This is a genomic window from Bacillus sp. BP-3 (assembly GCF_028401955.1).
GTDB lineage: Bacteria > Bacillota > Bacilli > Bacillales > Bacillaceae_G > Bacillus_A.
The window spans coordinates 15,574-28,083 of sequence record NZ_JAQOTJ010000006.1 but is presented as its reverse complement, the minus strand read 5'-3'; the positions used below and the strand labels follow the sequence as shown (position 1 = coordinate 28,083).

Below are 12,510 nucleotides of genomic sequence, written 5' to 3'. Positions count from 1 at the left end.
TTTTATTCAAAAATTTATTTCGGCTCTCGTAATATTCGACTATCGAAACAAAGGGGATATGAATGATGAGAATTATTTTATACACTGGTAAAGGCGGCGTGGGAAAAACAAGTATTTCAGCAGCAACAGCAATGCAAAGCGCAAAGCAAGGATTAAAAACGTTAGTCATGAGCACAGACCCTGCACATAGCTTAGGAGATTCCTTTGGTATGAAACTTTCATCAGAGCCTCAAGAAATTTGTGAAAACCTATGGGCGCAAGAAATTAATACAATCTATGAAATGGAAAAAGGCTGGGGGAAACTGCAAAAATATATTACATTGCTATTTACATCAAAAGCAGCTGACGATATTACTACAGAGGAACTTACGATGTTCCCAGGTATGGAAGATTTAATTAGTTTACTGCGCGTTTTAGATTACTATAAACAAAAAACATACGATGTCATCATTATTGATTGTGCTCCAACTGGCGAAACATTAGCAATGTTAAGCTTTCCTGATATGCTCGGCTGGTGGATGGAAAAACTATTTCCAATTAAACGTAAAGTATTAAAAGTCGTACGGCCCGTTGCACAGCCACTTATCGGGTTCCCCCTTCCTACCGACGATACCATGGAAGAATTAACAAATACTCTCGAACAACTCGGTGAAATGAGAGAGATTTTATCCAACCGAGAAGTAACGAGTATTCGCGTTGTTGTAAATCCAGAAAAAATGGTGATTAAAGAAGCACAGCGCAGCTTCACATATTTAAATTTATATGACTACAATGTTGATGCCATCATGATTAATCGCGTCATCCCTGATACTGTAACAGATTCATATTTTCAAGCATGGAAAGATGCGCAAAAGAAATATAAAGCATTAATTCAAGATAGTTTTCAGCCTCTCCCTATTTACGAAGCACCTATGTTTGAACAAGAAGTAGTCGGCTTATCTATGTTAGAGCGTGTCGGCGATGCTTTATTTAAACATGATCCAGATCCGACTGCGGTAAAATTCAACGGCCGAACGCAGTATGTCACGAAAAACGGGGATGAATATATCTTTGTGCTATCCATCCCATTCTCTGATAAAAGTGAACTCTCTTTAAATCAAAAAGGTGACGAATTGATTATTCGCGCCGGTTCCGTAAAACGAAACATTACATTACCAAAAACATTGACGCATTTATCCATTCAAGGTGCAAAATTTGAAGGTGATGTCCTCAACATTCGATTTGGAGGTATTGTTCATGCGTGAAGACTTACTACGCAAAATGATTCGAACGAAAATTGAGATTGGAGCATATATGATAAATGAATTACCTGCCCCGCTTCAGCAGCGCGCAAAAGGGGTATTAAATATATTTCAGGAAGAACTCACTTCTTATGTAAAGGAACCGAAGCAGCCTGCAGAAACTTCTTTAAAACGTGTGACAATTGAATAATGATATAGGAAAAGACCAGGGAAAATCCTGGTCTCCTCCACTTAAATTTCTTAGTTTTAATCTCATGCAAAATTAAGACTTCCATGTGTAGGGTAGATTTTTGAAAAAATACTGCATTAGCGTCGCAATACACACTAATTATTTAATAGAACTAAATTGGACAGAGGAGGGGTTTTCATTGGGAGAATTGGTTATTTTATTTTTATTTGCTATTACATTACATAATTTAGAAGAAGCAGTATGGTTACCAGAGTGGTCAAATCACGCCTCAAAATTCCACAAACCTGTAGGGAAAAACGAATTTTATTTTGCAGTTATTGTTATTACTTCTTTAGCTTACCTTTCAACTTTTTATTATCTATTTTCTCCAAATTCAAGTCTGGCTAAATATATTCTTATTGGCTTCATTAGTTCAATGATTATTAACGCTATTTTTCCTCATTTACTCGCAAGTATCGTGTTAAAAAGATATGCACCAGGCCTTTTAACTGGCATGTTATTGAATATCCCTATTAATAGCTTTATTCTTTATCAATTTTTTAAAAATAACGAACTAACTTTTAACGAGTTATTTTTGTCCACACTTATAGTAGCAGGAGTGTTAGCGAGTTTAATCCCCATTTTATTCAAAATAGGAAAATCCATTTCTAAACAGATTTATTAAAAACTAAAACAATTCAATTTTAATTTCATGTAAATTTCTTTATCTCACACTTTGTGAAAAGGAAAACCCTCTAAAGTTATGGAATAATTAAATGAATATAAAATTGAAAACTGGGGGGCTGTAACTGAAATGAAAACTGCTCTTTTACTCGTTGATATCCAAAATGATTATTTTCCAAATGGAAAGATGGAACTGCGAAACGCCGATGAAGCAAGCGAATATGCAACGCGCATACTTCAACATTTCCGTAAAACAAATCAGCCTATTTTTCATATTCAACATGTTTCCATGCAGGAAAATGCAACGTTTTTTCTTCCGAATACAGAAGGCGTACATATTCATGAAAGTGTTCGTCCTTTTCAGCATGAAACGGTCATACTGAAGCATTTTCCTAATAGTTTTCGTGAAACGCCGCTATTAGAAGAATTACAAAATTTACAAATTGAACACGTCGTTATATGCGGCATGATGACTCATATGTGTATTGATGCTACAGTACGTGCCGCCTTTGACCTTGGCTTTACATGCACATTGATACATGATGCGTGTGCAACGAAAGATTTAGTCTTTAAAAACGTTTCTATTCCGGCTGTATACATTCACAATACCATTCTAGCTGCTTTAAACGGCGTATATGCTGAGGTAATAAGCGAAGCGGAATTTTTACAACGCGAGCAATCACTTCAAGCTTAACGAAAGAAATTGTTTCTATTTTTCTTAAAGTATATAAAAAACACCGCCTTCAGCGAGCAAACTGAAAGCGGTGTCTTCTTGTCTAATCATAGATTTTCCTTCAATTGTATTATACAGGAAATTTATAAAATTTATACAAAGAAATATGACGAACGGGTAAAATTTTCTAGTCATTTTGTGCGTTTTCCACTTAAATTAAGTATAAATATCCAAAATAAGGTAAACCGATAACAAAGAAGGTATAACTCGTGAAATTTTCCATTCAACGTAACCCATTGCTGTCTCTACTCATTATTGCATTATGCCCCATACTATTTCTCCTGTTCTTCACAGACCAAGTTGATGCAGGGCTATTATAATACATGGTATCTATTATCGGTATGCTTCTATGGGCACTATTTCATTCTTATCACGAGATTACAAGTACACATCTTGTTGCTGTATTTGGTTTCACCAAAACTATGATTCCACTCCATGAAATAACTAGCATCAGATACACCTACAACTTACTTTCCGCACCTGCCTGGACGTTTAAACGCTTAGAAATTACTTATAGCAATTATGATATTGCTCTTATATCGTCACCAAAAGACCCCGATTTATTTATGAAAACAATGCAAGAGAAGTGCCAATGCTCCATCAAACTCATTCTGTTTAATATATAAAAAGACCTTCTCGGTTACGAGAAGGTCTTTCCTATACTTCTTATAAAGTTTCAGAAGTAGTTTTTGCTTGCATGTGAAGTGCTAAATAGTCAGGGCCACCTGCTTTAGAGTCTGTACCAGACATGTTAAAGCCACCAAATGGTTGGTAACCTACGATTGCTCCAGTACATCCACGGTTGAAGTATAAGTTACCAACGTGGAAGTCTTCACGTGCCTTTTCAATATGTTCACGGTTATTAGAAACAACAGCTCCTGTTAAACCGTATTCTGTATTGTTCGCAATTGCAAGTGCATGATCAAAGTCTTTTGCTTTGCAGAATGCTACAACCGGTCCGAAGATTTCTTCTTTCATAAGACGAGCATCTTCTGCAACGTCAGCAATGATTGTTGGTTTGATGAACCACCCTTGAGAATCATCACCTTCGCCACCTGCTACAAGTTTACCTTCTTCTTTACCAATCGCAACGTAGCTCATTACTTTATCAAATGCAGCTTGGTCGTTAACAGGTCCCATGTTTATGCCTTTTTCAGCTGGGTTTCCTACTGTTAATTCATTTGTTAATTCAATTGCACGGTTTAATACGTGATCGTATACATCCTCATGGATTACTGCGCGAGAACATGCAGAACATTTTTGTCCTGAGAATCCAAATGCAGATGCAACGATAGATTTTGCTGCTAATTCAAGATCTGCTTCTTTATCAACAACGATTGTATCTTTACCGCCCATTTCAGCGATAACGCGTTTTAACCAAATTTGTCCTGGATTTACCTTTGCTGCGCGTTCGTAAATACGAATACCAACATCGCGTGATCCAGTGAAGCTAATGAAGCGTGTACGAGGATGATCTACTAAGTAGTCACCAACTTCAGAACCGCTACCAGGAATGAAGTTTACTACGCCTGCTGGTAAGCCAGCTTCTTCTAATACTTCCATAAACTTCGCTGCCACTACAGGTGTCGTACTAGCTGGTTTTAATAATACAGTGTTACCAGACACTAATGCAGCTGTTGTCATCCCTGCCATAATAGCAAACGGGAAGTTCCAAGGAGAAATGATAACACCTACTCCTAATGGAATGTAAGAAAAACGATTATATTCAATTGGACGGCTTTCTACCGGAATGCCATCTTTTAATTTCAACATTTGACGACCATAATACTCCATGAAGTCAATTGCTTCTGCTGTATCAGCATCTGCCTCATTCCATGGCTTACCTGCTTCTTTTACAAGAATTGCGGAAAACTCATGTTTTCTGCGGCGAACGATTGCAGCTGCGCGGAATAAAATATCTGCACGCATTTCTGGTTTTGTTTTTCTCCAAGTTTGGAATGTTTCATCCGCTACTTGCATTGCTTTCTCTGCTAATTCACGACTTGCTTTTGAAACGCGGCCAACGACTTCTTCTTTATTTGCAGGATTTACAGAAACGATTTTCTCGTCTGTAGTGATCTTTTCTCCCCCAATAATTAATGGATAGTCTTGTCCAAGATAAGATTCTACTTTCTTTAAACCTTCTTCAAACGCAACTTTATTTGCCTCTACTGTAAAATCTGTAAATGGCTCATGTTTGTATGCTACTACCATTATTTTAGCCTCCCCTTAGAAAAAAACGTTTACATTAAATACAATATTATTCTACACGATAATTTAGATTTGTTCAAATATTCTTAGACTTATATTTTTAAAATTAAATAATTTTTCAAATATAATAAATAAAAAAACAACATGATGCATATGCACCATGTTATGAAATATGAATGTATTCCCAAAAATTCTTACCAATTAATAAAATTGTTACTGCCAAGAATAAAATTCGTACATATCCTACACCCTTTTTAACAGCAAATCTCGAACCAAAATATGCACCTGCGACCATTGATACACCCATAATTAAACCATATTTAAATTGAATCGCTCCTAAAAATAAAAATGTAATCAGCGATACAATATTGCTAACAAAATTTAAAATTCGACCAGCAGCAGCCGCGCGGATAAAATCCAAACCGATTAATAAAAATGCAAAAATTAAAAAGGAGCCTGTACCTGGTCCGAAGAAACCATCATAAAATCCAATAATCAAAATGACTAGATAAAATAAAAATGTTTTTCCCTTCGTCATTTTTTTATAAGTAGATACACTACCCCAATCTTTTTTTACAATAATATAAATAGCAATTAATACAAGTAAAACTAATACCATAGGACGCAACACATCCGGTGGAATGAATTTTACAACAAATGCACCTGCAACTGCCCCAACAATTGTGAACGGAATAAGTTTCCCTACAATGCGAAAATCTACTTTTTTAGAACGAATAAAATACATTGTACTCGTAAACGAACCCATTGTTGCCGCCAATTTATTTGTTGCGATTGCCGAAGCTGGAGGTAACCCTACAAACATAAGTGCCGGAAGTGAAATTAAACCTCCTCCTCCAACAATAGAATCAATAAATGATGCTAAAAAACCGAAAGCAATAAGTAGTATAATGACTTGCAAACTTAAATCTTCCATCTGTACTTTCCCTCGATCCCCTTCTTTATTAACAACATTAAAAATTATAGCAAAATTTCTACTATATAAATATAAATTAAAACACGAAGTTTAGGGGGCGAGAGCATCTGGCCATGCATAGAATCAGTTAGGTCCTTTTCCTGCCACGGGCAATACGAAAACAAAGAGAAAAAGCAATTTCATGTCACTTTTCATTCTAAAATAGCAGTGACTTATATGCTTAAAAATCAAAATGAATTTATATACAAAAAAGTCGTTCCTCATAAAAGGAACGACTTTTCTTAATCTAACATTTGAACAAACGGCTTATCTTGTTTTACGTCACGAATAATAATTGCTTCTGGACGGTCTACAGATTTAATTGTAACTTGCACTTTAATATAATTAGGGAAATCGGTAACAGCCCCGGCTACATATTGTGTAAATCCAATGACCTCTGCCTTTCCATTAAACTGAACTGGAATCTCAAGCTTCAATTCTTTTAATTGACCATCTTTATAGAATCCTCTGCCTACAACTGCAGTATAATCACCTGTAAAATACTGCGCTAATTTTGCATTGAAGTTCTTTACACTTGTTGCATCATCACGATAATTCGTTTCTGCTTCATTAGAAGGGAATAAATAATATTTCTCGTCTAAGGCTTTCCAATCGTCTACTTTATCGCTGCCTTTATCAACTGTTGTATATGATAAAAAGGAGCCTGGTACAAGTGAAGATTTTGCTTCCTGTCTGTAAATCGCAAACGTAATCGGAACATTTTTCAAGTCATCTTTTTGGCGCAGAAGTGGTAAGATTTCTTGCGCCATTTTTTGCCCTTGTTCTAGTAATGTTTTATCATCAATTTTTTGTTCACGCGGATAACCGTGTTGCTCTGTATAATAATGAACTGAATTCATCGCAAGGCCGATAACAACTCCGCCTATCTCTGCTTGGTTCTCACCTTTTATTTTTAAGTAATCCTGTTCTAAAATTTGCGATAAATACATTGGACTCTTTTGATTTCTCGCTTCCAGTGTTTCCGGTTCTCCTGGTGGTAGCTCTGGATTTAAACCGTTCGGCAATTTTTTCTTCAACGCTTTTTCTAACTCACTTTGCTTCTCGGGTGTACGTTTTCTCTCGATTAATGCTTGTATCGTATCCTTATCTAAATACTTTCCACCTTGAAATATATAATCTTTCGTATCGTATGATTCTTTCGCAATGCGCATTAATCCTGTTTCAAATTCATCAACATCTAAACGGCTATTTAATCCTTTCACAGCTAATCCTCGCGCCGATCCTTTTTCAAAAGGAAGTGCCGTTTTATAATAATCATCTGAAATCGAGTATTTCGAAATAATTGATTTCTCTTTCGAATTCCCTTTTTCTACGATTTTTTCTTCTTTTTTTGGCCCTATACTACATCCACTAAGAAGTAATCCAAGGCTTAACGCTGCTAATATCACTTTTTTCATGGTAACTTTGCACCTCTTAATTATTGAGCTCTTGTAAGAACCTCGCTTCATCCCAAATCTCAACGTTATGTTTTTGTGCTTGCGCTAACTTAGACCCCGCGGCTTCTCCTGCAACGACTAAGTCTGTACTTTTGCTTACACTGCCTGTGACTTTCCCGCCAAGCGCTTCAATTTTCTTTTTCGCTTCACTTCGTCCCATCACTTCTAGTTTTCCTGTTAACACAACTGTTTTTCCTGCAAAATAAGATTCAATGTTTTCTAATTCTGCTCGTTTTATCCCTTTATAAGTCATATTCACACCATATGACTTAAATTGTTGTAATAGCTCTTGTACATCTTCATTATCAAAATACGTAACGATCGATTGCGCCATTTTTTCGCCAATTTCATTAATAGTTGTCAGCTCTTCTTCTGTAGCATTCACGATGTTATCCATCGTTTCATAATGTTCCGCTAATGTACGAGCGGCTTTTGCTCCAACATGGCGAACCCCAAGACCGAACAGTAATCGTTCTAATGAATTATCTTTGGAAGCTTCAATCGCTTGTACTAGATTTGAAGCAGATTTTTCTCCAAAACGTTCTAGTTGTAATAACTGTTCTTTCGTTAATGTATAAAGATCTGCAAATGTACGAATATAATCCGCATCAAATAACTGCGTAATGACCCGTTCGCCTAGTCCGTCAATATTCATCGCATTACGTGATACAAAGTGAATTAATCCTTCTCGAATTTGTGCCGGGCATGCTGGATTGATACAGCGAAGCGCAACTTCTTCTTCCAAACGAACAAGTTCACTCTCACATGCCGGGCAATGCGTTGGCATACGAAACTCTTCTTCTTCACCTGTGCGGCGGTCTACAATAACATTTACAACTTCAGGAATGATGTCCCCAGCCTTCTTTACAACAACATAGTCGCCAATACGAATATCTTTTTCACGAATTAAATCTTCGTTGTGTAAGGAAGCACGGCGAACAATCGTTCCTGCCACGCGTACTGGCTCTAACTCAGCAGTTGGGGTTACAACACCTGTACGTCCAACGCTTAGTTCAATACCCGTCAGTTTTGTAACAACTTCTTCAGCTGGGAATTTATATGCAATAGCCCATCTTGGACTTTTCGCTGTTGTTCCTAAGCTTTCTTGAAGGGATATATCGTCTACTTTAATAACGATACCATCAATTTCATAATCAAGATGCGGACGTTTTTCTTGCCACTCTTGCACGTAATGAATGACCTCATCAATTGTTTCGCAAACTCGGCGATTCGGGTTCGTTTTAAATCCAAGCTCTCCTAAAAGGTTTAACGATTCACTATGCGACGCAATCGTCTTTCCTTCTAAATTCGTAAGCCCATATACGAATAAAGATAAATTGCGCTTTGCTGCAATTTTTGGATCTAATTGACGCAATGAACCCGCAGCTGCATTTCGTGGGTTCGCAAAGACCGCTTCTCCATTCTGTTCTTTTTCTTCATTTAATTTCACAAATGAACGTTTCGGCATGTACGCTTCTCCGCGCGCTTCTAGCGTCATTTCTTCTGTTAAACGCAGCGGAATCGCTTTAATCGTTTTTAAATTTTGCGTAATATCCTCACCCGTTATACCATCACCACGAGTTGCTCCTTGAACGAAGCGTCCTTTTTCATAATGAAGGGAAACCGCCAGTCCGTCAATTTTTAATTCGCACACATATCTTACATTTTGATCGTCAATTCCTTGACGTACCTTGCGATCAAAATCACGCAAATCACCTTCATTAAAAGCATTTCCTAAACTTAACATCGGGGATTTATGTGTTACTTTCTCAAAAATATCAAGAATCTCTCCGCCAACACGAACGGTTGGAGAGTCTTCTGTAAAAAATTCTGGATGTTCTGTTTCTAATTTGATTAACTCTTGCATATGACGATCATACTCTGCATCTGATACAGATGGCTGATCTAGCACGTGATACTCATAATTAAGTCTATTTAAAATGTCACGAAGCTCTTCAATACGCTTTTGTGCTGCTTCTTTCGACATGACCTCACTCCTTTCTTACACTTTCGTCACTGGCGCAAATTTAGCCATTAATCGTTTAATGCCAATTGGACTTGGGAACGCGATGTCTAACTCTTTCCCATCTCCTTCGCCTTTCACACTCACAACCGTGCCAATCCCCCATTTTTGATGTGATGCTTTATCACCAACTGACCAACCAATTTGCTCACCGCCTGTTGTTTTCACAGCTGGACGAACAACGGCTGAACGGGAACGAACTGTCGTTGTAGTTGTAGGTTTAGACTTCGCACCAAAAGTTTCACGCTTTGGTTTTACTTCATGAAGTGCTTCAATAAGATCCTCAGGAATTTCCGAGATGAAACGTGATTCTTTATTCATGCTCGTTCTACCAAATATCGTTCGCATTTGGGCATTCGTTACGTACAGTTCTTCTTCGGCACGTGTAATTCCAACGTATGCTAAGCGGCGTTCTTCTTGCATTTCATCTTCTTCCATTAAAGAACGAGTATGCGGGAAAATCCCTTCTTCTAATCCTAAAATGAAGACAACCGGGAATTCTAATCCTTTTGCAGAGTGCATTGTCATTAAAATGACTTCTTCACCAGCAGTCGGATCTTCATCTACACGATCAATATCAGCAACAAGTGCTAAATCAGTTAAGAACGCAACAAGACTCTTATCTTCACTCTGTGATTCAAACGTTTGTGTAACAGATAAAAATTCGTCTAAGTTTTCTAAACGTCCCTCTGATTCTAACGTACGTTCATTCTTCAGCGCATCACGGTAACCTGTTTTTTCTAACACTTCTTCTACAAGTTCTGTTACCGATAAATACTCTTGCATGTTTACCCAATTATGAAGCTGCTTTGCAAAATCCGCTACTGTCTTTGCAATTTTTGCACTTACACCGACATGCTCAATTTCGTCTAATACAGCTGTCAATGAAAGACCATTTTGCACGCCATAATTAATAATCTTATCAATAGATGTTGCTCCGACACCACGTTTTGGCACATTAATAATACGTGCAAAGCTAATTTCATCGTCTGGGTTTGCAATTAAACGCAAATACGCCAACATATCTTTAATTTCTTTACGATCATAGAATTTAATACCGCCAACAATTTTGTATGGAATATTTGATTTTAAGAAAATCTCCTCAACCATACGGGACTGAGCATTCGTACGATATAGTACTGCAAAATCTGTATACTTTCGATTTCCCATTTGAATTTCATCACGAATCTTTTTCGCAACAAAATATGCTTCATCTTTTTCAGTTGCAGCGCGGTAATACGAAATTTTACTTCCTACTTGATTATCCGTCCATAACTTCTTCGGTTTACGATTTGTATTATTTTCAATAACCGCATTCGCCGCATGTAAAATACTTTTTGTTGAACGGTAGTTTTGTTCTAATAAAATAACCTGTGCATTGTCATAATCTTTTTCAAATGACAAGATATTCGAAATATCAGCTCCGCGCCAACGATAAATCGATTGATCTGAGTCACCAACTACACAAAGGTTTTTAAAACGCGCTGCCAATTGATTAACAAGAATATACTGAGCACGGTTCGTATCTTGATACTCATCAACGTGAATATATTGGAATTTACGCTGATAAAACTCCAGTACTTCTGGTATCCGTTCAAATAATTGAATAGTCGTCATAATTAAATCATCAAAATCAAGTGCATTATTTTTAAGAAGACGCTTTTGGTATTCTGTATATACATCGCTCGTCAGCTTTTCATATGGATCTGCAATTGAGATTTTTTTCGCATATTTTTCTGGAGATAACAATTCATTTTTCGCATTGCTAATTCCCGCAAGAATAGAACGCGGTTCAAACTTCTTCGGATCAACGTTGCGCTCTTTCATAATTTTTTTCACAACTGTTAATTGATCACTTGCATCTAAAATCGTAAAGTTACGATTAATACCAATGCGATCAATATCTCGTCGTAAAATGCGGACACACATAGAGTGGAATGTTGAAATCCAAATATCCTCCGCTTCAGGACCAATAAGTTTATCAATACGCTCACGCATTTCACGTGCCGCTTTATTTGTAAACGTAATTGCAAGTATATTCCACGGTGCAACACCTTTTTCGCCAAGTAAATAAGCAATGCGGTGCGTTAACACACGCGTCTTACCACTACCTGCTCCCGCCATAAGTAACAATGGCCCAGACGTTGCTTGTACAGCTTTTTGTTGCTGCGGATTTAATCCTGTTAATAATTTTTCTGTTATACTCATATATTCGGTCACCTACTCTCCTTTTACAGCTTTTACTGTTGCTAAAGCTTTCTTTATATCTTCATAAACTAAATTTCCAACGACAACTGTATCCGCATATTGTGCCATTTCCTTCGCTTGATCTGCATTTGCAATTCCGCCGCCGTAGTATAATGTTGCACTCTGCAGCTCAGCTTTCACTTTTCTTACAAGCTCTACATCCCCATACGTACCACTGTATTCTAAATAGAAAATTGGTAAGTGAAGAAGTTTATCCGCCATACGCGCATATGCAATCACATCGTCTTCTGATAATTCACAATTTGCTTCCGTTAACTTTGCTACTTTCGCTTCTGGATTTAACACACAATATCCTTGCATGAAAATTTCATCCCAGTTCATAATATCTCCATATTCTTTCAATGCCGCATGATGAAGGCCTGTTACCCATTCTACCTTCTGACTATTTAATACACTCGGGATGTAATAAAAATCGAATCCTGGTGTAATCGAATCCAACGTTGAAACTTCTAATACACAAGGAACCGCATATCTACGAATGCTTACGAGCATGTGCAATACATTATCAATTGTAATTCCATCGCTTCCGCCCACAGTAATAGCGTCCGTTCCTGATTCACAAATAAGCTCTAAATGTTCATCACTTAACTCCTTATTGGGATCAAGTTTAAATACATGTTTCCACTGTGAAATATCGTACATGAAAACACCCTTCCTTTTCTCTAATCATCTTTACACATTCTTTCATTATAACAAAAAATAAGGTACTGACACACGTTCCGTACAACATCTTTTTCTACGTCAAATGTTG

The 12,510-nt window shown here is 37.1% G+C and carries 11 protein-coding genes; 5 read left to right on the top strand and 6 right to left on the bottom strand.

The features are described from left to right. Nucleotides 1-62 precede the first annotated feature (62 nt). The 5 genes from PLX19_RS11615 (at nucleotide 63) to PLX19_RS26190 (ending at nucleotide 3,453) form a co-directional block, all read left to right on the top strand. Nucleotides 63-1,244 carry an ArsA family ATPase gene (locus PLX19_RS11615; protein WP_272188761.1) on the top strand — a complete coding sequence of 394 codons (1,182 nt, stop codon included), beginning with the start codon at nucleotides 63-65 and terminating at the stop codon, nucleotides 1,242-1,244. Beyond that, a complete protein-coding gene (locus PLX19_RS11610; RefSeq protein WP_272188760.1) occupies nucleotides 1,237-1,431 on the top strand; it encodes a DUF3926 domain-containing protein in 195 nt (64 codons plus the stop codon). Before PLX19_RS11615 ends, PLX19_RS11610 begins: the two co-directional genes overlap by 8 nt. A gap of 178 nt (nucleotides 1,432-1,609) precedes the next feature. Then, the gene (locus tag PLX19_RS11605; protein WP_272188759.1) at nucleotides 1,610-2,095 is read left to right on the top strand and encodes an HXXEE domain-containing protein; all 486 of its coding nucleotides are present in this window, start codon (nucleotides 1,610-1,612) and stop codon (nucleotides 2,093-2,095) included. A gap of 129 nt (nucleotides 2,096-2,224) precedes the next feature. Beyond that, complete coding sequence (locus tag PLX19_RS11600) at nucleotides 2,225-2,788, top strand: cysteine hydrolase family protein (RefSeq protein WP_272188758.1); 564 nt, start codon at nucleotides 2,225-2,227, stop codon at nucleotides 2,786-2,788. A 362-nt stretch (nucleotides 2,789-3,150) separates the two neighbouring features. Continuing rightward, a complete protein-coding gene (locus tag PLX19_RS26190; RefSeq protein ID WP_442869044.1) occupies nucleotides 3,151-3,453 on the top strand; it encodes a PH domain-containing protein in 303 nt (100 codons plus the stop codon). Nucleotides 3,454-3,493: 40 nt separating this feature from the next. Here the strand turns inward: PLX19_RS26190 and pruA are convergent, their stop codons facing one another. The 6 genes from pruA to PLX19_RS11570 all read right to left on the bottom strand — a co-directional run bounded on the left by pruA (nucleotide 3,494) and on the right by PLX19_RS11570 (nucleotide 12,401). Next, nucleotides 3,494-5,041, bottom strand: coding sequence for an L-glutamate gamma-semialdehyde dehydrogenase (pruA, locus tag PLX19_RS11595; protein WP_272188757.1), 1,548 nt, complete (start codon nucleotides 5,039-5,041; stop codon nucleotides 3,494-3,496). 160 nt (nucleotides 5,042-5,201) lie between these two features. Continuing rightward, nucleotides 5,202-5,972 carry a TSUP family transporter gene (locus PLX19_RS11590; RefSeq protein WP_272188756.1) on the bottom strand — a complete coding sequence of 257 codons (771 nt, stop codon included), beginning with the start codon at nucleotides 5,970-5,972 and terminating at the stop codon, nucleotides 5,202-5,204. Between the two features lie 281 nt (nucleotides 5,973-6,253). Further along, a complete protein-coding gene (locus tag PLX19_RS11585; RefSeq protein WP_272188755.1) occupies nucleotides 6,254-7,429 on the bottom strand; it encodes a CamS family sex pheromone protein in 1,176 nt (391 codons plus the stop codon). Between the two features lie 16 nt (nucleotides 7,430-7,445). Further along, entirely contained in the window at nucleotides 7,446-9,455 is a 2,010-nt protein-coding gene (gene ligA, locus PLX19_RS11580) for an NAD-dependent DNA ligase LigA (protein ID WP_272188754.1), read from the bottom strand. Nucleotides 9,456-9,470: 15 nt separating this feature from the next. Continuing rightward, nucleotides 9,471-11,711, bottom strand: coding sequence for a DNA helicase PcrA (gene pcrA, locus PLX19_RS11575; RefSeq protein WP_272188753.1), 2,241 nt, complete (start codon nucleotides 11,709-11,711; stop codon nucleotides 9,471-9,473). Beyond that, nucleotides 11,712-12,401, bottom strand: a complete 690-nt coding sequence (locus tag PLX19_RS11570; RefSeq protein ID WP_272188752.1) for a heptaprenylglyceryl phosphate synthase — start codon at nucleotides 12,399-12,401, stop codon at nucleotides 11,712-11,714. Between the last annotated feature and the right edge of the window lie 109 nt (nucleotides 12,402-12,510).